The following is a 21,331-nucleotide window of genomic DNA, read 5'->3' as shown; positions in this document are numbered from 1 at the left end:
GGGAGATGAAAAGATGATATGGCGGATAAACGGTGCAAATGTAGCAAAACCAGCCAATTACAGTGTATCTATTATGGACTTGGATGGAAGTGCAGAGAGAAATCTTTTGGGGATGCTGTTGAGAGATAGGGTCGCCACAAAGCGAAAAATTGCTGTGGAGTATAAAGGCCTTTCCCAGAGAGAGTGTCAAAATGCGTTGGAGGCTATCAGCAATGAATTTTTTACACTGACGTATAATGATCCGTGGAAAGGCGAGAACACTATTACCTGCTATGTGGGAGATCGAACGGCGGAACCTGCCCCTACGGGGGACTGGGCAATTAAATATGATGTGATCGAGAGATAGGAGAGGTAAATGTATCAGACAAGCGAAGCCTATCGAAAGGCCATCGTTCAAGGTGCCCGCACAGCTATTGGCTATATTGCAGATATTGACGGGAATATATTGCTCGGCCAAGAGCAGCTCCAGAAGATTGACATTGAGGCGAGTGCCAATAGCGGTGAGAATTTATTGCCGGGTTCGTGTCTCTGTGACAAACTCAAGATTACAGCGCTGGACCCAACAGGAACGGTGATATCTCTCAACTGGGCGGGAAAGGAAATCGTGCCTTATTTGGGTGTTGAGACTGCAGATGGGGCAGAAACAATTCCCATGGGAGTGTTTATAGCAACTGAACCGAAGGTCACCAATGATTGCCTAGTTGAGATTGAGGCCCAAGATAGGGCATGCAAATTGGAAATTCAATGGACTACGGAGAAGGAACACTGGCCAATGACTCTGTCACAACTTGTGCACAGAGCATGTGAAGTGGCCGGTCTAGAATGGGGGAGCGAGACATTTCCCAACGCAGACCTCCTTATCGAAATGGGCGCCGCTGTTGATACGACTGCCCGGGCAATCGTTTCATACGCGGCGCAGATTGCCGGCAGCTTTGCCCGGATGGGGCGCGATGGGCGGCTCCATTTTCAATGGTACACTAAAACTGGCCGAGAGATAGGACCGGAGAGCGCTACTCGCCAGATGGTGGCGCAATATACAGTGCCGGTATTTGATCAAGTGAGGGTGTTGACAGAGGAGGGGGACTTGGGGATGCTCTATCCGGAAATGATAGAGTCGACACATCCCTTTCAGATCACCGATAATCCGCTCCTGTTTGCGCTGTCCACATCGCCAAAAGAAGAACAGCAGACGGCACTAAAGGCAATTTATGATCAGGTGAGTCAAATAACATATGCCCCCCTTGAGTTGGATTGCCAGGGGGATCCCTCTTTTGAGCCAGGGGATATCATCACTGTGCGCAACCGATATGGTGAGGAGATAGGGTTGCCAATTATGGAGCAAAGAATATCTTATACTGGCGGCCTATCGATGGTGGTAAAGAGTCTGGGGAGCTCTTCTGAAAAAGGGGTCGTACAGGGACCGCTGACAGAATCAGTTATCGCTCTTCGCAAAAAGGCAAATGTATTACAGCGAGAACTGGATTTTACGCGTTCAGAAATCAAGGAAGTAAGCTATGCCGCAGACGCCATAGTTACCGAAGTCAATGAAATTACGCAGCGTGTAGATGGCTTGGTCCTGTCATCTTCTCGCACTGGCGGTGCCAATCTGCTCAAAGGGAGCTCTGCGCGGCTGGGGTTGGAAGAATGGCAAGTAGATGGTGCAGTCGTCTGTGACGTATCTACAGAGGTGTACAATGACACCGCTGCAGGGGGATGCTTTATCTTAGGCCTAAACGGGCGATTAGGACAACCTGTCTCTGCGGTAGCTGGGAAACGCTATGCGTGGTACTGCCAGTATAAATTAGAAGAAGGGGCATCTACCGCTGCTTATATCTCCCATGGCAGCCATCGAAAAGAGTTGGAAGCGACTTCAAAATGGAAAGAGCTGACTGGCAGCTTTGTGGCGGAAACGCCAGAGGTTTTGGTTGAGGCGATGGTAGAGGGTGGAACTCTGTGCATAGCTGATTGGACCATTACGCAAGGGGATGTCTGTACCGCTTGGCAGCAAGCACAAAACGAAATCGATGCTGGCGGAGTCAAAATCACTTCAAAGGGCATTCACATTACCAAAGAGAAGGACCCCTTTCAGGCCACACTTGACAACCAGCAAGTTCGATTCCGCAACAACGATACAGGTGAGGATGTAGCTTACTTTAATAAAGATGCTGGGCGAATCCGACGACTTTTGGCTTTGGGAGAGTTCACGGTGAGACAGCCAGATAGCGAGTGTGGGGCGATGAGAATCATCCCTGTGGACGGCGGCGCGTTTTTTGTTATTAATGATTAAGGAGGTGAGATGTTGGCTATCGATCATTCTGGCAACACCGACTTTGGAGGCGGCCACTATGGCCTCAATCTTATCTGGTCTGCCAGCCAGAGCATAAGCGGAAATTACAGCGATATCTCCGCAACGCTGCAAATCTCTGCCTATGGCGGTTATTCTATTGTCGCTAATGCCACTAAGTACGGGCACATCACCATAGACGGGGAACAGTTTGATTTTTCGGCGGTGGTGGGGACTCTGAAGGCGTCCAACTCGCCCAAGACCCTGGCAACCGCCTGGAAGCGGGTATACCATAACACTGACGGGAGCAAGTACCTGGATGCCTCAGCCTCGTTCTCCCTAAATGCTACCCTTTCCGGCTCATGGGTAGGCACAATTACAACTGCGGCGGACTATTCCTTGGATGCCATTCCCCGTGCCAGCAGCATTTCCACCAGCAACTTCACGGTAGGGGACAATGTGACAGTAAACGTCAACCGGGCATCTAGTAGCTTTACCCATTCTATCCAGCTTGATGTCAACGGAACTGCCATCAAAACGGCCAGCGGAGTGGGCGCAAGTTATACCTGGACATTCACAGAGGCAGATGTCAAAAAAATTTATGCTGCCATGGGCGGTGCTACGAGCGGTTCGGTCGTCCTGTGGTGTAATACTTATTCTGGCAGCACTTTGGTGGGAGATGCCAAGGGAACCGCAACCTGTTATCAAGTGGGAAATAGCACCTTGCAGACTGCCCCCACCTTTGTGATTGGTGACAGCCGGGCATATACGATCAACCGCTTGCGAACAGCTGTTACCCACACCTTGCAGATTTATGCCGGATCAACCCTGGTCAAGACTATTACCGGTGTTGGGACCTCTTACACGATGACTCTTACAGAGGCGGAGATTGCAAAGATATATGCTTTGGGGACATCCGTCTCCACCAAGGTAGTCTGCACTGCCTATCACTATGGACGAAATATTGGGACCAGCCAGCAGACCGGTATCGCCTCAGCTCCACCAGTTAGCAGCATCACATCATCTCCCAATCACACTATTGGCAGTGGATATACCACTTCCATCTCTCGGAGTCGAAATGCGGTGACCCATACTCTCCGGCTCTATGTAGCCGGAAAACAGATCAAAGAAATTGGTGGAGTGGGGACTTCTTACAACTGGGTACCCACCCAAACAGAAATAGCGGCAGAGTACGCAGCCACTCCAAATGGCAACACGGCGGCAGCGCAAGCCACCATTTGGTGTTACCACTATGGCAAGCTCATTGGCACTGCCACAGCAGGTGGAACGGCTACTGTTGATCCTGTAGAAGCTGCACCGGTATTCTCTGGATTTTCATTTGTTGACAAGCGCCCTGAAACAACTGCGCTTACTGGGAACAATCAAGTGCTGGTGGCGGGAGAGAGCGCACTCGAAGTTACCATCCCCGCCGCTCAGGCGGCCAGCAGCACCACCTCTGCCACTATTAAGCAATATATCCTCTATTGCGGCGGGGCCACGACGTCCGCAGCCTACTCAGCCTCTGACATGACCATCCAACTGGCTGGGGCCTCCTCCGGCAGTATCCGGGTGGCAGCGGTGGACAGCCGGGGGAATCAGACTGTTGTGGAACGATTGGCTTCCCTGGTACCTTATACCCCGCCGAGGATAACCCAGATGCAACTGCGTCGAGACAATAATGTGGATAACAAGACAAAATTGACAGTCAAGGGGGTATGGTGGCCAGGAAATTTTGGAGCGGCTGACAATGCTCTTTCCTCTGCCTACCAGTACAAAGTCACCTCTGCAGAGCAGTATACTGACGGTGGTACCGTCTCTATCACCATTACTGGTGAGGAATGGTCTTTTGATGGTTATCTGCCTGGCGATTTAGGAATAGAGGGATTTGACTTTCAGAAGTCGTTTTCGGTTGTTCTAAATGTTACCGACGCTTTTACTACTGCTGCGGCCAATGGAATTGTTGACCGCGGCATCCCCACCATGCACATGGACAAAGGCGGCGTGGGGATTGGGAAGATCCGGGAGAACGGGGCGCTGGATGTGGAGGGGGACGTATATTCCGCAGACAAGAGATTGGTGCGTGTAAATGAAGCCATGCTGTATCGTCGCCAGAGAGGTGATAGTGATACGCTGGATGATGCCGCCAGCGAATATGGATACAACTACTCGACTTCAGGATCAGGCCTTTACGGCCCGTATATTTCAGCGGGCGCTCTCAATGGAACTGCTACATTGCAGCTGGCCTCAAATACCCAGAGCGGGCATATCCTGAAATTCCGCACAAAAGATGTGACAACAAGTAAATGGAACCCGTGGAGAACGGTCTATAATGATGCCAGCAAGCCGTATGCGATCAACAGTTTGGGAAATTTAAATATTGAGACGGGGAGAACGTCTGCAAGAGGAAATATCTATACGTATAATACCATAGCTACTTCTGCAGGAGCCCCGGTCACATACTCATCTGTCCTGGGATTCGGTCGGAATACAGCCGGATCAATCGAAATCTGTGGTGACTGGTTGGGAGGAAAAGGCCTGTGGATTCGTTCTTTACGAGACACGACAGATAGTTGGACCGGCTGGACAAGAGTTTTTACAGAGGCATACAAACCCACACCTGCACAAATTGGAGCATTGTCGACAGACAGAGATGTGACGATTGCCTGGGGCAATGGGGGATATTATGTCACCTTTGCAGGAAGATTTCAAATTTGTACTAAACAGATAAGCGGTACGGCGGCTATTACAAATCCTTGGGGTAATTCCTACGAATCTACTTCTTCGTTCGATTTTGGCCTTTGGCCCCGCAAGTTTACAGCCACTCCGGCCACTTTTGTCGCGCTGGCGCCCTCTCCAAATGGAGGTTCTTATTCGGTTGAGCCTTTGATTGGGACAAATGCTACCAATATAGGGCATACCTATCTGTATCGGTCCGCAAATATATCAAACAATGTGCCTTTTGCACTTTTTGCACTTGGAATTGGTGAATGGAAATAGGAGGGAAAAATGTCTTTTTCAATGCCATCTGTCGAGTGGTATATTGACCGTCACGGGGACACGTTAGAAACTCGCATTACCTACTACCAAACCTACCTGAGCCATACGGATTACATAGCGGCCAAGTTGGCAGAAGCGGTGTATACGGGCGAAAAGATAGCGGAGGATTACAGCGAGATAATCGACCTGCGAAAAGAAGCGCGGAGGAAAATCAACAAGCTGACAGAAGAACTTGACCGGGATGGAGTAGAGGGGGGTACTGGAGTTTGATAGGGGGCTGTCCAGATTTATTTCTGGACAGCCCCTTTTTTGTTTAGTCGCGCAGTCACCATTTTTCTCTTTAAAACAAAAAATCCAGCGGCACACATCCGTGCGCCGCTGGATTTGGCGGAGAAGGAGGGATTTGAACCCTCGCGACGGTTTCCCGCCCTACTCCCTTAGCAGGGGAGCCTCTTCGACCTCTTGAGTACTTCTCCAAAGTCAAAGGAATCATCTATAAAATAAAGTTGAGAGCTGGCGGAGAGGGTGGGATTCGAACCCACGGCTCTTGCGAGTCACTGGTTTTCAAGACCAGCTCCTTAAACCGCTCGGACACCTCTCCATGGCAAGTAACATCCATTATATTAGCATAATGCCCCCCTGCTGTCAACGGGAATTTCCAATTTTTCAGGGCGCAAAAGAGCCCGCCCCTCCGGCTTGCGGGAGGGACGGGCTGCCTGTAGAAGACAGGGTGGTTTGGCGAAGTGTTGGGGTCAGTCGGCCAGCAGCTGGTGGAGGACTTTGCCGTCGACCCCCTTCATCTCCAGCCCCAGAAGGGCGGCGAGGGTGGGGGCCTCGTCGACGATGTCGCAGCACTCCAGCTCGACCCCCGGTTTGACGCCGGGGCCCACCAGCATAAAGGTGGGCTGGGGGCCCTTTTCGGGCAGGTGGCCGTGGGTGGCGACGCTGTATTTGTAGTCGGAATTGTCCGCCGAGAAGACCAGCGGCCCGGTCAGGTTGTTGCTGTAGGCGTAGCCGTCGGTCCCCTCCAAAACAAAGGCGAAGTCGCCAGTGAGGCGGTGCGCCTTCACCTCTTCAGCGGTGAAGATGGTCTCGATACCCAGCTCCCCCTCGTCCTGCCAGCGGCGCAGCAGAGCGGCCATCCGGGCGCGCAGGTCGCTGTCGCCGGGATCTTTTAGATAGACGTGGGCCGAGTGGGCGGCGGAGTTGACAAAGACGTCCCAGTCCTTTAGGCTGCCGTCCTCGTTCAGGCGGATGAGCCCCTCCTCCACCAGCTTGATGTTGGGGCAGACCAGGTGGTCCACCGGGGTCTGGCCGTGGTCGCTGGTGATGCAGAAGGTGGTGTTTTCCAGCTCGCCGCTCTCCTCCAGGGCGCGGACGATCATCCCGAACTCCTTGTCCTGCTGGATCCAGGCGTCCCGCTTGAGGCCCTCGGCAAAGACCCCCAGATTGTGCCGGGCGTGGTCGACGGCCGACAGGTGCTGGAAGAAGACGTCGGGCTTTTTCTCCTTGATCATGTAGGCCAGGGCGTGGTTGCAAAACCAGTCGAAGTAGGGGTCACTGAGGCCCTGGAGGATCTGCCCGTAGGTGGGCCAGATCTCCTCGATAAAGGCGGGGGTGCTGCTCTCCATCAGCTGGCGGCGCATGTCCTCGGGCTGGAAGGACCAGTCCCAAATTTCGGCCACGTTCCAGTCGATGTCCAGACCGCCGGTGGTGGGCCAGAAGACGCTGCCCACCTTGTAGCCGCTGCGATGGGCCAGTTCGGGCAGGGTGTCGAGCGCCTGATAGGGGGTGCGGTAGTGGTACCAGATGGGCAGCGGGTCGCCGGGGGTGAACTGCTCGTTGTGGACGATGCCGTGCCGGTCGGGGTAGCAGCCGGTGATCATGGACGCGTGGCAGGTATAGGTCAGCGACGGGTAGACGGTTTTGACCCGCTTGACCCGGGAGGCCCGTTTGACAAAGGGGCCCAGGTTGGGCAGGGTCTCCATAAACGCGGTGTCCTCATAGATCATGGCGTCGATGGAGAGAACATAGAGCTTTCTCTTTTGCACGGAAAAAACACCCTCCTCTTTTCGGGCGAAGCGCCCGCACACTGCACAAAGCAGTTAATAAAAACGTTTTTACACTCGGGGCAAAAAACACCCCTTTTGCGGGGGCAATTCCATTGTAGACCGGCGGGCGGTCCGGCGCAACTGGCAAATTGCCGATTCTGCCGCCATTCTCTTGTGGAAGGCGACGGGAAAAATTGGGTTGCCGGGCGGGGTGGTGGATGGTAGACTGTACAAAAAGGGAGGAGGCGCTGCGGTGTTTACCATTGCCGAGTTGAGCGAGGAGAGGGCCAGAGAGGTCTGCGGTTGGGTCTACCCGCCGCCCTGGCAGATGTACAACCTGCCGGACTGGGAGGAGGTTTGCGCCAGCGGCTGGGGTTTGGCGGATCCCCAGCGCCGGCGGGAGAACTGGCGGGCGCTGCTGACGGAGGAGGGGGAGCTGGCGGGCTTTTTCCGGCTGAAGGGACGCCCGGAGGGCGTCACCATCGGCCTGGGGCTGGCACCGCGATTTTGCGGCCGCGGCCTGGGGCAGGAGGTGGTGCGCCTGGTCTGCAGCCAGGCGGCGGCCCGCTTTCCCCGGCGGCCGGTGCTGCTGGAGGTGCGCGCCGACAACGCCCGTGCCATCCGCTGTTACGAGCGCGCGGGCTTTGAGGGGGTGGAGGTCTACCGCCAGAACACCCCCACCGGTCCGGCGGACTTCTGGCGGATGGAGCTGCGCGAACCCCCGCCCCAGCCGCTGCGGAGGGGGGAGCGTGCCATGGACCAGCGGGCACAGCAGGAGGAACTTCTGCGCCTCGGCAGGGTCTGCCGGCTGGCCCTCTGCGACGGCGACCGCCCCTACCTAGTGCCCCTAAATTACGGGTACAGCTGGGATGAGGGTGGGCTGCGGCTCTACTTCCACTCGGCGAGGGAGGGGCGCAAGCTGGATCTGCTGCGCCGCTACCCCCGCGCCTGTTTTGAGGTGGACGACGGGGGTGAGCTGACGGCTGGGGAGACCGCTTGCCAGCACGGTTGGGCCTACCGGAGTTTGATCGGCGAGGGGGCGGTCCGCTTTTTGCACGGGGAGGAAAAGCGCCGGGGGCTGGAAATCTTGATGGCCCACCAGACCGGACGCAGGGACTGGACCTTTGAGGAAAAGGCCTGTCAGGCGGTGGTCGTCTTCTGCCTGGAGGTGAGCCACCTGTCCGGCAAGTGCCGCCGGGCTGTGCCGGTGCAGCCCGACGTCTGAGAGGCGCCTGTAAAAGGGGTGTTTTGCCGCCCGTTTTTCAGGATTCCCGTTGGCAGCGGGGAGGTTGACGCCGCCGGCGCGCGACCTTTACGGGGAGAAAGACAAAAAAACAGGGGGCGAAGCAATGCGCTTCGCCCCCTGTTTTTTGATGTAGGCGGATGGTTTACAGCAAGCCGGCCTTTTTGGCCTCGCCAAAGACCCAGTCGGGGACCGGGGGTTCGACCTCGGCGGGGATGGGGCAGACGTACTGTCCGCCGGTCTCCTCTTTGAGTTCGGCTTTGGCCTTTTCCAGCACCGAGGGGTCATCCAGCACCCGCGCAGCGGCCAGTGCCAGCGCCTCGCTCGCCTTGAGCAGGGCCTTTTTGCCGATGGAGGAGCAGGTCTGCCCGGTGATCTGCCAGGTGTGGCCGGGGGTGCCAATGGCCATTCCGGCAGTGCCCATCTGGGCGGTGGGGACCACATAGCTCACGTCGCCCACGTCGGTGGAGCCGGGCATGGCGACCTTGGAGAGGACCAGGGGGGCGATGTCGGTGTCCAGCCCCTGGGCCAGCAGTTTCTTGCCGTGTTCCTCCCCGCGGGATTTGAGGATGGCCGCATCGCTGGCCTGGCGCAGGTCCTCGCCCAGGGAGTCGCGGAACTGGCGGGCCAGGGCGTAGTCGGCCTCGTCAAAGTCGGGGGCGCCCACGTCCACCAGGGCGTCGTAGAGGATGCCGGTGAGGGTGGGGTTGGGGATGTAGTCGCTGACGCCGGTGCGGATGTACCAGTCCATGGTGGTGCCGCAGATGAGGGCGGCGCCCTTGGCGATGTCCTTCACCCGCTCCAGGATCTCGTGCACCTGGGAAATTTTGGGGGCGCGGATAAAGTAGCTGAGGGTGGCGTGGTCCTGCACCACGTTGGGGGAGGTGCCGCCCACGTCCAGGTAGGCGTAGTGCATCCGCGCCTCGGGGATGACGTGCTCGCGCAGGTAGTTGACCCCCACGTTCATGATTTCGCAGCTGTCCAGGGCGCTTCTCCCCGCGTGGGGGGCAGCGGCGGCGTGGGCAGTGCGGCCGTGGAAGTTGAAGACGATGTTGATGTTGGCCAGGCAGCTGACCCCCCAGGCGGCGTTGTTGTCAAAGGGGTGCCAGGTGAGGACCGCGTCGACCCCCTCAAAGCAGCCGGCGCGGGTCATGAAGGTCTTGCCGTAACCGGTCTCCTCGGCCGGGCAGCCGTAGAGCTTGACGGTGCCGCTCTTCCCGGTCTTTTCCAGGTAATCTTTGACGGCCAGAACGGCACCGAAGGCGCCGGCGCCCAGGGCGCTGTGGCCGCAGCCGTGGCCGTTTTCATTCTCGGGCACCGGGGTCTTGACGGGGGTGGCGGCGGCCTGTCCCAGCTGGGAGAGGGCGTCGAACTCGGCCAGAATGCCGATGACCGGCTTCCCGCTGCCGTAGGTGCCGATGAAGGCGGTGGGGATACCAGCGACCCCGGACTCCACCTCAAAGCCCTGCTCCCGCAGCGCCTGGCAGAAGCTGGCGGCGGACTTGACCTCTTCGTACCCCAGTTCGGCGGCCGACCAGACGGCTTCCTGCAGTTCCCAGATGGCGGCCTCCTTCTCGCGGACGGCGGCCTGCACTTGCTGTTTTGCATCCATGGGTTCATTGCCTCCTTTAAAAAAGCGCGCACCCGGCGGGTGTGCCCGGCAGTTTCGGGGAAAGAGGGAGGGCCCCCCTTTCCGCTCTACTGCCAGTGTAGCACAGGGGCGGACACTTTTGAAGCGAAGGAGGGGAGGGATGGGAAAAATCGGCGTGTTCCATAAAAAAGAGGGGCCCTTTTGCACCGCTTTCACCACCGGGAGGTGGCGGCTTTACTGCGCCCTGATGTTGACCCAGGTCTGTCGTGGAGAGGGGACTGGCTCCCGCGAAGGCATTGCCGGGCGGCCCATTTCAGTTGGCGCCTCCCGCAGGGGGAAGGCGTCGGGGGAAGGGAAGCGGGTGGATGGCTGTGCGCCATTGGTTCGCCGCAGAGGGCGCGGCGGGAGACGACTTCGGCGAATGGCTGCCCACGCACCTGCAGGGGGTGCGAACGAGTGAAAACCGTTTGCCGCGTTCCCCCTGGCAATTTCTATTCCGCACACCCGCGCAGGGGTGCCGGGGGTGGTCGAGAACGGCTCGAAGAAGGTGTTCTTTCAATCCATTTCCCCGCGTGGGAGGCGGCGCTGAAGGCAGGTCGCGCCATTCTCTGCGGCGATATTTCGATCCGCGCACCATGTGGAGGTGATGGGCCCGGCGGCTTGACATCTTGACGGCATCCCCATTCCACTCCACGCGCCCGCGTGAGGTGTGACCCCAGCGCGCCTACACCACGCGGCTGAACAAGCTATTTCAATCCACGCACCCGCGTGAGGGGCGGCGTGCTCGGGGCCGTCCGTCCCCAAAAGGGTGTTGTTGCAGCCCGCATAGGGGGTGGTCGGGAAGAAGGGGTTGGCCAATTTTGGAGAGGGCATTTCGATCGATGCACCTGTGTGGGTTGAAATAGGGTGTGGCTGGGTAGAGCAGCGGCAGCCGCGCACCCTTTTGGCCTCCCCCGGGCTTCGCCTGCAACCATCCCTCTCCAAGCCCGCCATCGCCTGCGGGGAGGACACCGAACGCCGCCGCCATCGGGTCGATTGTAAATCCCTCGCTTGCGTGCGGAGGACGGTGCGGATGGAGAGGCAGCGATTGTATCGGCCTTCCCTTTCATCCGTGCGCCCGCAGGGGATGCGGCGGCCGTGGCAGCGGCGGCTGCAGGCAAAGTGCAGCTCATGTCGCCGCAGGCAGCAAAAAAACAGGCGGAGCGACGTTTCGCCCCGCCTGTTTGAGCGGTTACTGCTTTTTGCTGCCCAGCAACAGCCGGGTGACGTTGAGGACCGAGAGGACGGTGACCCCCACGTCGGCAAAGACCGCCATCCAGATGGTGGAGAGACCGAAGAGGGAGAGACCGATGACCAGGAACTTGACGATGAGGGCAAAGGCGATGTTGAACTTGATGAGGTTCATCACCCGGCGGCTGAGTTTGACCGCGCCGGGGAGGGAGCTGGGCTTGCCCGAGACCAGCACCACGTCGGCGGCCTCGATGGCCGCGTCGGTGCCAAAGCCCATGGCGACCCCCACGTCGGAGGCGGCCAGGACCGGGGCGTCGTTGATGCCGTCGCCCACAAAGGCCACCGTCTTCCCCTCCCCCTTGAGGGAGAGGAGGCCGTCCACCTTGTCCTGGGGCAGCAGGTCGGCCCGGTAGTCGTCCAGCCCCAGCTGGCCGGCCACCTTGGCGGCCGCCTTGGCGCTGTCGCCGGTGAGCATGGCGGTGCGCACCCCAAGGGCCTTCAGCTGGGACATGGTCTCTCGGCTGTCGGGACGGACCTGGTCGCCCACGGCCACATAGCCCTTGCATTGCCCGCCGATGGCCAGCAGGACGTTGGCCTCGATCCCCTCGGGGACGGCCACCCCGGCGTCCCGCAGCAGCCGGGCCGAGCCGCAGAGCAGCTCTCTGCCCTCCAGCTGGGCGCGCACCCCTTTGCCGGCGATCTCCTCCACCGAGAAGAGTTTTTCAGCGGGGAGCTGGGGGCACTGGGCGACGATGGAGCGGGAGATGGGGTGGTTGGAGTACTGCTCTGCCAGGGCGCTGTAGGCCAGCACCTCCTCCTCGCTCAAGTCGGCCAGGGCCTTCACTTCGGTCACCTGCAGCTTGCCGTCGGTGAGGGTGCCGGTCTTGTCAAAGACGGCGTCGGTGAGTTTGGCCAGGTTTTCAATGTGCTTGCCCCCCTTGATGAGCACCCCCCGCTTGGAGGCGGCGCCGATGCCGGCGTAGAAGCCTAGGGGGATGGAGATGACCAGGGCGCAGGGGCAGGCGGAGACGACGAACACCAGGGCGGTGTAGATCCAGTGGTTCCAGCTGCCCAGCCCGGTCAGGGGGGGCAGGATCGCCACCAGCAGGGCGCACAGGAGGATGACCGGGGTGTAGACGGCGGCAAAGCGGGTGATGAACTTCTGGGATTTGGATTTTTGGGCGGCCGACTCCTCCACCAGCTTGATGATGCGGGCGGCGGTGGACTCCTCCAGCGGGGAGGTGACTTTGGCCCGCACCAGGCCGGAGAGGTTGATGGCCCCGGAGGGGAGGGCGTCTCCCTCGGCGGCGTTGACGGGCAGACTTTCACCGGTGATGGCCGATTTGTCCACCGCGGTGCTGCCCGAGAGGATGACGCAGTCCAGCGGCACCCGGTCGGAGGGGCGGATGACGATCTCATCGCCCACCTGCACCTGCTCGGCCGGGGTCTCGGTGACCTGGCCGTCCGGCCCGGCCACGGCGGCGGTTTCGGGCTGGATGTTGGTGATGGCGTTCAGGCTCTTGCGGGTGGCGCCCACGGCCCGGTCTTCTAAGTAGAGGCTGATTTTAAAGAGGAGGGCCACCATGGCGGCCTCGCCGAACTCGCCCAGGAAGAAGGAGGCGATGACCGCCGCCGTCACCAGCAGGTTTTCGTCGACCCTCTTTTTAAAGATGCCGGTGACGCCCTTGTACCAGACGTCGTAACAGGCCAGGGCACAGGCCGCCACCAGCAGGCCGTCGGCGATCCAGAGGACGACGGTGGCCGTCGCCAGGTGTTCGCTTGCCATCCCGGCCACCGCCAGCAACACCGCCAGCAGCAGGGGCCAGAGGGGGCGCTTTTCTGTCCCTTCCTCGCTGGGGGCGGCCTTTTTGGAGGGGGCCGCCCCGGCCAGGGAGACCTGGACGCCGGGCTCGATGTCGTCGCACACCTGCTGGACGAAGGTGAGGTCCTCGAGGTTGAGGGTGCGCAGGGAGCGGATGAGGATGGTCCCGGTGGCAAAGCTCACCGACACCGCCTCAAAGCGGCCCGACTTCTCCAGCCGCTCCTCGATTTTCATGGCGCAGTGGGAACAGCTGAGGCCGGTGAAGCGGAGGGTCTGGGTGCCGGGGCGGGCGGCCAGTTTGCGGGCGGCCTGCTCGCTGGCCTCGACGGCGGCCTCTTCGCCGTGGTCGTGCCCACAGTCGCAGGCGTCGTGCTCTCCGTGGCTGTGGTCGTGTCCACAGCCGCAGGCATCGTGCTCTCCGTGGCTGTGGTCATGTCCACAGTCGCAGGCGTCGTGCTCCCCGTGGCCGTGGTCGTGCCCGCAGCCACAGGCGTCGTACTCCCCGTGGCCGTGGTCGTGCCCACAGCCGCAGGTGTCGTGTTCCCCGTGGCTGTGGTCGTGCCCACAGTCGCAGGCGTCGTGCTCCCCGTGGCCGTGGTCGTGCCCGCAGTTGCAGGTATCGTGTTCCCCGTGGCCGTGGTCGTGCCCACAGTCGCAGGCGCCGTGCTCCCCGTGGCCATGGTCGCGCCCGCAGTCGCAGGCGTCGTGCTCCCCGCGGTCGTGGTCATGTCCGCTGTCGGGAACCGCGCCTGCAGTCGGGGCAGTTCCCGGCTTTTGCAGGGAGAGGGTGACCCCCGGCTCGATGTCGTCGCAGATTTTTTGCATGGCAGCCAGCTCCCCTTCGCTGACCGGGTGGTCGCTCTCCACCAGGATGACGCCGGTGGCAAAACTCACCGCCACCTCGGGAAAGAGCTTCCTCTTCTCCAGCTTCTCCTCAATTTTCATGGCGCAGTGGGAGCAGCTGAGATGTTCAAAGTAGACCCGCTGTTTCATAAAAAGTTCCCCTTTTCCATTGCGTTGTTGATTTACCCCATGTGGGAGATGTGGTTGACCGCCTGGACGATGATGGTCTTGACGTGGTCGTCGTCCAGGGAGTAGTAGACCGACTTGCCGTCCTTGCGGAACTTGACAATGCCGCTCTGGCGCATCAGCCGCAGCTGGTGGGAGACGTTTGACTGGCTGCACTCCACCGCTCCGGCGATGTCGCAGACGCACATCTCGCTGTCCACCAGGGTGAGGATGATCCGCATCCGGGTGGGGTCGGAGAGGACCTTGAAGATGTCGCAGAGCGGGTCGAGCTTGTCGTCGTCCAGGATGTGCGCCCGGGCGGTTTGGATGAGACAGGTGTGCTTGTGCTGCTCTTGGCAGCGCTCGTCAGGTTTCATGGGGGCCTCCTCTATTTTCAAAGTGAACGGGTGTTTTGAAACAAGTGAACATGTGAATAACTGTTCATCTGTTCATAGAATATGCTCTTCCCGCCCATTTGTCAAGGGGGTGAGAGGTGTTTTTTCGCCTTTTTTGACCGGTGTTGCGGCCGTTCGCGGCAGGGGAGAGGCGGGGGAACGGCAAAACAGCCCGCCTCTCCCGACGGGGGGAGGGGCGAGCTGTCACGGGGGGACAAAGGCGGTTTAGGAGAGGAAGTTTGCCAGGGGTTCCAGCGCGGTGCCGGGGTAGTAGTGGGCCAGGATGTCCTGGGCGGAGGAGCCCTGCCGGGCCATGTAGTCGGCGCCGTACTGGCTCATCCCCACCCCGTGGCCGTAACCCTTGACGTCAAAGGTGAAGGTGCCGTCTTTATAGGAGACGGAGAAGGCCGCGCACCGCAGGTTGAGGGCGGAGCGGATGTCCCCGCCGCTGAGCGACTTGCCGCCGACGGTGAGGGTCTTGACGGTGCCCGAAGGGGTGGTGGCAAGGTCGGCAAACCAGGTGGCGGGGTCGTCGCCCAGGGCGATGTCCGACCACTTCTGCGAGAGGTTTTCCTTGACCACGTCCTTGGTGAAGGTCTCCTTGGTCTCGTAGTCGGGGGCCAACAGGTCGCCGGGGCTGTCGACGCTCACCAGGTAGGGGACGGCCTGGCCCCAGATGTCCTCGGCCGCCTCGGTCTTGCCGGGGGAGATGGAGTGGTAGGCCGAGATGATGGGGGCCCCTTCATAGGTGAGGATCTGATTGCCCGACTGGTCCACCGCCTCCTGGATGAGGGAGCGGTAGTAGTCGTAATTCTGGCCCCAGCGGGTCTGCAGGTCGGCGTCGCTGATATACCCCTGGTGGAGGCGGGAATCCACCGAGATGTCGGCCCCCTTGAGGGACTCGTTGGGGCTTTCGGCCGCCTGCTGTTTGAGCCGCAGGGCGTAGGTCGCGCAGGCGGTGGCCTGGGCCTTCAGCGCCTCTGGGGCGAAGGTGGGGGGCATTTCGGCGGCCAGAGCGCCCCGCAGATAGTCGGAAAAGGCCAGTTCCATCACCTTGTCCTGGGCGCTGTCGTAGACCTTGATGGTGGCCTGACCGCTGGCCGGGGCGGGGGAACTGCTCTCCGTCCCGCCGGACTGCGGACTGGCCGGGGAACTGCCGCCGCCCCCTTCCGGCGTGCCGGCCAGAAAGACCGCCAGGGGGGAGGCAAAGGTCACCGCGGCAAAGACCGCCGCCACCGACACTTTCAAACGCATGTGAACACATCCTTCTCCGCTGTGCCGTTCCCCCTATATCAGACGGGGATCGACATTTTTTATTTTGCAGGATTTTAAAAACAATATTTCAAATTTTGAAAAAATAAGCCAAAAGTGTTCGCTTGAATTAGATAAAATGAAATACAAAAGAGAGAAAAGTGCAAAACGGTGTTGACAAGCCCTGGACAGAACAGTACAATAAGAACAATTCGCAAAACCGGCCGCGCCGGTTTTAGCCTGATAAAGGGGTGGTACCTGTGGGATACAACGTGTCCGGTTCCAAGCAAAAGGCCATTAACATCCTATGTGATGAGTTTCGGAAATATAACTTCATCGACCCGGAAGACTGCGAGAAGCTGGGGGTCAAGCGGGGACTGCGCAACGCCGACAACACCGGCGTCCTGGCGGGGCTGACCCTGATCTGCGACGTGGTGGGCTACGAGATGATCGACGGGGTCAAGACCGCCACCCCCGGCAAGCTGCTCTACCGGGGCATCGACCTGGACGAGTTCGTGGCCGGGGTCATCGAGTCGGGCCGCTACGGGTTTGAGGAGTTGAGCTGGCTGCTGCTCTTCGGCAAGCTGCCCACCCAGCAGCAGCTGGACTTTTTCAACGACGTGCTGGCGGACTTTCGCGCCCTGCCCCCCGGCTTTGCCGAGGACATGATCATGAAGGCCCCCTCCCCCGACGTGATGAACAAGCTGGCCCGCTCGATTTTGGCCATGTACAGCTATGACGACGAGGCGGAGGACCTCTCCATGGGCAACGTGATGCGCCAGTGCATCGAGATCATCGCCGGCACCCCCACCATCATCACCAACGCCTACCAGGTCAAGCGGCGCAACTACGACCACAAGAGCATGTACTTCCACCTGCCCAAGCGGGAGCACTCTACCGCCCAGACCATTCTGCGCACCGTCCGCCCCGACAAGCGCTTTACCGAGGAGGAGGCCCACCTGCTGGACCTCTGCCTCATTCTCCACGCCGAGCACGGCGGCGGCAACAACTCGGCCTTTGCCTGCCGGGTGCTCTCCTCCTCCCTCACCGACACCTATTCGGCCCTGGCCAGCGCCGTGGGCTCCCTCAAGGGCCCCCGCCACGGCGGCGCCAACCTGAAGGTGACCCAGATGCTGGAGGGGATGAAGGAGGCCATCTCCCACCCCGCCAGTGAGCAGGACGTCAAGGACTACCTGCGCCGCCTGCTGCGGCGGGAGGCGGGGGACCGCTCGGGGCTGATCTACGGCATCGGCCACGCGGTCTACACCGTCAGCGACCCCCGCGCCCAGATCCTCAAGCGCTACGCCGAGCACCTGGCGGTGGAAAAGGGCTTTGGCGAGGACCTGCACCTGCTGCAGATGGTGGAGAAGCTGGCCCCCCAGGTGTTTGCCGAGGAAAAAGGTGTTGACAAGAATTTGTGCGCCAATGTAGACTTGTATTCGGGACTGGTGTACCGCACCCTCGGCATCCCCGAGGAGCTGTTCACCCCGCTGTTCGCCGTTGCCCGGATGCCCGGTTGGTGCGCCCACCGCATGGAAGAGCTGATGTTTGGCGGCCGGATCATCCGCCCGGCCTACAAGAACCTGACGGCAAAACAGTCGTACGTCCCCATTAACCAACGTTAGGTGGGGTTTTTATGAAAATCGCTTTTCTGGCCGCCTGGGCCGTCTTTACGGCTGCCTCGGCGGCCTTGCGCGTTTTCCAGCTGGACCGGTATGTGGCGGGGGGGCTCTTTACCAGCCAGTCCCTGCTCCAGTACGGGGCCATTGCCGGGGCGCTGCTGCTCTGTGTCCTGCTGGCCCTCTTTTGCGCCAGGGGGGAGCCGCGGGGCCGCCGGGACGGCTCCGCCCGGCCCGGCTGGGGCGGGGTGCTATGCGCCCTGGGCATCCTGGTCGCCGGGGTGGGGGCCGCCCAACTGGTCTTCCTCTTTTTGGGGGGGCGGGTCCCTCTGGCCCGGCTGGGTCTTTACGCCTTTGCCGTCCTCTTTGGGGTGGGGCTCTTCGGCTGCGGACGCTACCTCTCCGGGGCGGCCAGCCGGCTGCCGGTGCTCTGCGCCCTCTATCCCGGCTACACCCTGGTGCTGCTGATTGCGGGGCGGGCGGTCTCGGCCCTGGTCTCCCAGGGGGTTTTGGAGCTCCTCTCCTGCTGCACCGCCTGCTTCTTCTTTGTCCACGCTGCCGGGGCCATGGGCGCCCAGTGGGGCGGCGACCGGGTGCGCAAGGGGACCTTTTGGGGGCTGTTGCACCTGTTCTGCTTCGCCCTCGCCACCTTCCCGCCGGCAGTCCTCTCGCTGGGGGGCGGGTCGGCCTTCGCCCTGGGCGACCTGCTGGGCCTTGCCTTTGACCTGCTCTACTTCGCGGCCGGGCTGGCGCTCTGTCTCTACCTGGCGGGAGAGCTGGACCCCACCCGCGTGGCGGGGGAGCACCTGGCCCCTGCCGCCGGCATCCCGCTGGCGGACCGGGCGCAGCTCTTCTACACCGCCGACAGGGAAGATGGGCCGGAAGGCCCCCCCGCGGCGGAGAAGAGGGCTGCCCTCCCCAGAGGGGAGGGGAGGGGGAAGGCCGCCCCCGCCGCAGACGGGGAGCGGCCGGAGGGGTCCTCTGCCGGGGCCGCCCCTCCCGCCCCGCCGCCGGCGGAGCGGTCCGCGCCCAGCGCCCCCCGGCGCTCGTCCGGCCCCCGCCGGGCGGCGGGCAGGGGGGACGGCGCCTATGTGTACCGGCCCCGCAGCAAGAGAGAGGGCGGCCCCCGCCGGGGGCGGTAGCGCCCAAATCGAGAGAAAAAAGCCGTCGCCCGGCTGGAAGCGGGCGGCGGCCTTTTTGTTTTTGGGGAAAGGGAAAGCGGGCCCTGCGCGATCCGCCGCGCAGGGCCGCTTTCCTTGGCTTGAAAAAACTACGCGTAAGGCAGCTGACAGACATCAGCCAGCTCCACGTAAAGGGCCGAATACCGGTTTTGGAGCAGCTCAAAGGGGCTCTCGCTCCGAAGGACCGGATCCTCGGCGCTCTTCCGCACGGGGAGGGTGCACTTGACGGTGGTCCCCTCGCCAGGGGTGCTCTGCAAGAGGACCCGCCCGCCGTGGAGGGCGACTGCATACCTGCAGAGGGTCAGCCCCAGCCCGGTGGAGGGGAAGCCCCCATCCGGCCCGTGGGAGAAATAGGGTTCAAACACCTTGGCCTGTAGGGCCGGTTCGATGCCCCGCCCCCGGTCCCGCACGGTGATGACCACTTCACCGCCCACCAGCCGCGCGTCCAGGTGGACGGCGTTTTGGTCCCGGGTGTAGAGGAAGGCGTTGGAGAGGAGGTTGGTCAGCGCCTGTTCCAATTTGCCCTGGTCGGCCTGCATCTGCACCCCGTCCAGCTCGATTTGGCTGGTGAAGGGGATGCCGCTGCGCCCCATCACCAGCCGCACCCCCTCGCAGAGGTTTTCCAAAAACCGGCCCATGTCCAGGGGCTGGGGCAAAAAGGGGTTGTTGCCCGACTGGTACTTGGCGATCTCCTCCACGTTGCGGCTGATGCGCAGCAGGCGGTAGGCGCTCTGGTTGACCCGCTCCACCAGCTGCTGGCCGGTGTAGTCGCCGCTCTCTTCCAGCCGGCGGGCCAGGGGGGGCAGGGCGGAGAAGATGGCGGTCAGCTTGGTGCGATAGGACTGGGAGAAGGCGGCCGCCACCCGCTGCGCCCCCTCCAGTTCCAGGGGGGAGGCGGCGGCTGCCGGCGCGGGAAAGAGGGCGAAGACCGCCTCCAGGGCGCCATCGTCCAGACAGGGCAGCAGCCGCACCGAGGAGGTCTCCTCCCCGGAAAAGAGGGAGGGCAGCCGCAACAGCACCTCCTGCCCCCGGCGCAGCTGCGACTCGACCTGCGGCCAGTCGCACTCCTGCGAGAGCTCCCGCAGGTTGCGCAGGGAAAATAGGGGGCACTGACGCTCTAAATATGGGTTTTGCCAAAGGGTGTCAAGCGCGGGCCCGCAGAGGGACACCGGCGCCTGCATATCTCGAAAACACCGCTTGACCATCTCCACAATGGGAGGGTGAGGGGTTGGGTCCAAACCATTCATCGACAATATTCTCCATAATTCGACAAAATAGGATAGTGTCAGTATACTATCACTGAAATCGGTTTGTAAAGACATTTCTCCAAATATTGGGGTTTCTGTTGGGCGAAAGGGCCCCTTTTTGCAAACGCCTGCACGCCCCGGCGGGGAAAACGTGAAAATACTGGAAAGGAACAGTTAATTTTGTGACAAACCCTTGCGGTTTCCCCTGTTTTGATATAAAATGAAAGCAACTTAAAATATAGGAGGCTGTTTCCAATGGCTATCAAAATCGGTATCAACGGCTTTGGCCGCATCGGCAGACTGGTGTTCCGCGCTGGTCTGGACAACCCCGACTACGAGTTCGTGGGCATCAACGATCCCTTCATGACCCCTGACTACTGCGCTTACATGCTGCGCTACGACACCGTGCACGGCCAGTACAAGGGCGAAATCAGCTACACCGATGACGCCATTGTCGTCAACGGCAAAGAGATCAAGTTCTACGCTGAGATGGACCCCGCCAACATTCCCTGGGGCGAGTGCGGCGCCGACTACGTGGTTGAGTCCACCGGCGTCTTCTGCACCACCGAGAAGGCTTCTGCCCACATCAAAGCCGGCGCCAAGAAGGTCGTCATCTCCGCTCCTGCCAAGGACAAAGAGACCCCGACTTTCGTGTGCGGCGTCAACCTGGAGACCTACACCAAAGACATGATGGTCGTCTCCAACGCTTCCTGCACCACCAACTGCCTGGCTCCCATCGCCAAAGTCATCAACGACAACTACGGCATCGTCGAGGGCCTGATGACCACCGTTCACTCCACCACCGGCACCCAGAAGACCGTTGACGGCCCCTCCAAGAAGGATTGGAGAGGCGGTCGCGCCGCTGCCGGCAACATCATCCCTTCTTCCACCGGCGCCGCCAAGGCCACCGCTCTGGTCATCCCTTCTCTGAAGGGCAAGCTGACCGGTATGTCCATGCGCGTTCCCACCCTGGATGTCTCCGTGGTCGACCTGACCGTCAAACTGGCCAAAGCCACCACCTATGAGGACATCTGCGCCAAGATGAAAGAGGCTTCCGAGACCTCTCTGAAGGGCGTGCTGGGCTACACCGAGGACGCCGTTGTCTCTTCCGACTTCTACGGCGATCCCAGAACCTCCATCTTCGACGCCAAGGCCGGCATCATGCTCAACGACACCTTCGTGAAGCTGGTTTCCTGGTACGACAACGAGTGGGGCTACTCCAACAAAGTTCTGCAGCTGATCTCCCACATGGCCGAGGTCGACGCGAAGTAACTTTGCCGCAAGCATTCAAAAGGGCTGCTGCCGAAAGGCAGCGGCCCTTTTATTGTGCGAAAAATGGGCGGCAATATGCGGGAAAGGGGCAAAGCGGCCTGCGGGGGGCCGCGCGGTCTGCGGGGAGGAGGGATGCGCTC

14 protein-coding genes and 2 tRNA genes are annotated in these 21,331 nt (G+C 60.7%); 8 read left to right on the top strand and 8 right to left on the bottom strand.

Going from position 1 to position 21,331, the window contains the following annotated elements; genetic code table 11:
- Positions 1 to 13 precede the first annotated feature (13 nt).
- The 4 genes from GT748_RS04220 to GT748_RS04205 are packed head-to-tail and all read left to right on the top strand — an operon-like array spanning position 14 to position 5,551.
- Entirely contained in the window at positions 14 to 346 is a 333-nt protein-coding gene (locus tag GT748_RS04220) for a DUF6711 family protein (RefSeq protein ID WP_044991802.1), read from the top strand.
- 9 nt (positions 347 to 355) lie between these two features.
- On the top strand, positions 356 to 2,287 hold the full coding sequence (locus tag GT748_RS04215) for a hypothetical protein (protein WP_021658074.1): 1,932 nt from the start codon (positions 356 to 358) through the stop codon (positions 2,285 to 2,287).
- Between the two features lie 12 nt (positions 2,288 to 2,299).
- On the top strand, positions 2,300 to 5,281 hold the full coding sequence (locus GT748_RS04210) for a DUF859 family phage minor structural protein (protein ID WP_161213359.1): 2,982 nt from the start codon (positions 2,300 to 2,302) through the stop codon (positions 5,279 to 5,281).
- Between the two features lie 9 nt (positions 5,282 to 5,290).
- A complete protein-coding gene (locus tag GT748_RS04205; RefSeq protein WP_143161609.1) occupies positions 5,291 to 5,551 on the top strand; it encodes a hypothetical protein in 261 nt (86 codons plus the stop codon).
- A 115-nt stretch (positions 5,552 to 5,666) separates the two neighbouring features.
- On the opposite strand, the gene GT748_RS04200 is transcribed toward GT748_RS04205, so the two are convergent.
- From GT748_RS04200 to GT748_RS04190, 3 genes are all read right to left on the bottom strand, one after another.
- Positions 5,667 to 5,757, bottom strand: a tRNA-Ser gene (locus GT748_RS04200).
- 38 nt (positions 5,758 to 5,795) lie between these two features.
- Positions 5,796 to 5,882, bottom strand: a tRNA-Ser gene (locus GT748_RS04195).
- A gap of 151 nt (positions 5,883 to 6,033) precedes the next feature.
- Complete coding sequence (locus tag GT748_RS04190) at positions 6,034 to 7,332, bottom strand: alkaline phosphatase family protein (protein ID WP_052537575.1); 1,299 nt, start codon at positions 7,330 to 7,332, stop codon at positions 6,034 to 6,036.
- A 253-nt stretch (positions 7,333 to 7,585) separates the two neighbouring features.
- On the opposite strand from GT748_RS04190, the gene GT748_RS04185 reads away from it, so the two are divergent.
- A complete protein-coding gene (locus GT748_RS04185) occupies positions 7,586 to 8,557 on the top strand; it encodes a GNAT family N-acetyltransferase (protein ID WP_052537576.1) in 972 nt (323 codons plus the stop codon).
- A gap of 163 nt (positions 8,558 to 8,720) precedes the next feature.
- Here the strand turns inward: GT748_RS04185 and GT748_RS04180 are convergent, their stop codons facing one another.
- From GT748_RS04180 to spoIID, 4 genes are all read right to left on the bottom strand, one after another.
- Positions 8,721 to 10,187: an amidohydrolase gene (locus tag GT748_RS04180; protein ID WP_059003568.1), complete on the bottom strand. Its 1,467-nt coding sequence runs from the start codon at positions 10,185 to 10,187 to the stop codon at positions 8,721 to 8,723.
- Positions 10,188 to 11,397: 1,210 nt separating this feature from the next.
- Positions 11,398 to 14,211: a heavy metal translocating P-type ATPase gene (locus GT748_RS04175; protein WP_083546617.1), complete on the bottom strand. Its 2,814-nt coding sequence runs from the start codon at positions 14,209 to 14,211 to the stop codon at positions 11,398 to 11,400.
- Positions 14,212 to 14,243: 32 nt separating this feature from the next.
- Positions 14,244 to 14,603 carry an ArsR/SmtB family transcription factor gene (locus GT748_RS04170; protein WP_021660427.1) on the bottom strand — a complete coding sequence of 120 codons (360 nt, stop codon included), beginning with the start codon at positions 14,601 to 14,603 and terminating at the stop codon, positions 14,244 to 14,246.
- Positions 14,604 to 14,846: 243 nt separating this feature from the next.
- Positions 14,847 to 15,875, bottom strand: coding sequence for a stage II sporulation protein D (gene spoIID, locus GT748_RS04165; protein WP_021660426.1), 1,029 nt, complete (start codon positions 15,873 to 15,875; stop codon positions 14,847 to 14,849).
- A gap of 257 nt (positions 15,876 to 16,132) precedes the next feature.
- Between spoIID and GT748_RS04160 the strand changes: the two genes are divergently transcribed.
- Together GT748_RS04160 and GT748_RS04155 are read left to right on the top strand one after the other, a co-directional pair.
- Positions 16,133 to 17,497 carry a citrate synthase gene (locus GT748_RS04160; RefSeq protein WP_021660425.1) on the top strand — a complete coding sequence of 455 codons (1,365 nt, stop codon included), beginning with the start codon at positions 16,133 to 16,135 and terminating at the stop codon, positions 17,495 to 17,497.
- Between the two features lie 11 nt (positions 17,498 to 17,508).
- The gene (locus GT748_RS04155) at positions 17,509 to 18,633 is read left to right on the top strand and encodes a hypothetical protein (protein ID WP_073261101.1); all 1,125 of its coding nucleotides are present in this window, start codon (positions 17,509 to 17,511) and stop codon (positions 18,631 to 18,633) included.
- Positions 18,634 to 18,761: 128 nt separating this feature from the next.
- Here GT748_RS04155 and GT748_RS04150 read toward each other — a convergent pair whose 3' ends face one another.
- Complete coding sequence (locus tag GT748_RS04150) at positions 18,762 to 19,919, bottom strand: sensor histidine kinase (protein WP_161213360.1); 1,158 nt, start codon at positions 19,917 to 19,919, stop codon at positions 18,762 to 18,764.
- A gap of 255 nt (positions 19,920 to 20,174) precedes the next feature.
- Between GT748_RS04150 and gap the strand changes: the two genes are divergently transcribed.
- A complete protein-coding gene (gene gap / locus GT748_RS04145) occupies positions 20,175 to 21,191 on the top strand; it encodes a type I glyceraldehyde-3-phosphate dehydrogenase (RefSeq protein ID WP_021660543.1) in 1,017 nt (338 codons plus the stop codon).
- The last annotated feature ends 140 nt before the right edge of the window (positions 21,192 to 21,331 follow it).

The sequence above is a fragment of the Bittarella massiliensis (ex Durand et al. 2017) genome (assembly GCF_009876955.1).
Lineage (GTDB): Bacteria > Bacillota > Clostridia > Oscillospirales > Ruminococcaceae > Bittarella > Bittarella massiliensis.
This window is presented reverse-complemented; position numbering and strand designations above follow the sequence as displayed.

Bases quoted from the DNA above. Each gene is read 5' to 3' on its own strand.
- GT748_RS04215 (WP_021658074.1), top strand. From the start codon at position 356: ATGTATCAGACAAGCGAAGCCTATCGAAAGGCCATCGTTCAAGGTGCC.
- GT748_RS04180 (WP_059003568.1), bottom strand. From the start codon at position 10,187: ATGGATGCAAAACAGCAAGTGCAGGCCGCCGTCCGCGAGAAGGAGGCC.
- spoIID (WP_021660426.1), bottom strand. From the start codon at position 15,875: ATGCGTTTGAAAGTGTCGGTGGCGGCGGTCTTTGCCGCGGTGACCTTT.
- GT748_RS04175 (WP_083546617.1), bottom strand. From the start codon at position 14,211: ATGAAACAGCGGGTCTACTTTGAACATCTCAGCTGCTCCCACTGCGCC.
- GT748_RS04155 (WP_073261101.1), top strand. From the start codon at position 17,509: ATGAAAATCGCTTTTCTGGCCGCCTGGGCCGTCTTTACGGCTGCCTCG.
- GT748_RS04205 (WP_143161609.1), top strand. From the start codon at position 5,291: ATGTCTTTTTCAATGCCATCTGTCGAGTGGTATATTGACCGTCACGGG.
- GT748_RS04220 (WP_044991802.1), top strand. From the start codon at position 14: ATGATATGGCGGATAAACGGTGCAAATGTAGCAAAACCAGCCAATTAC.
- GT748_RS04170 (WP_021660427.1), bottom strand. From the start codon at position 14,603: ATGAAACCTGACGAGCGCTGCCAAGAGCAGCACAAGCACACCTGTCTC.
- GT748_RS04150 (WP_161213360.1), bottom strand. From the start codon at position 19,919: ATGAATGGTTTGGACCCAACCCCTCACCCTCCCATTGTGGAGATGGTC.
- gap (WP_021660543.1), top strand. From the start codon at position 20,175: ATGGCTATCAAAATCGGTATCAACGGCTTTGGCCGCATCGGCAGACTG.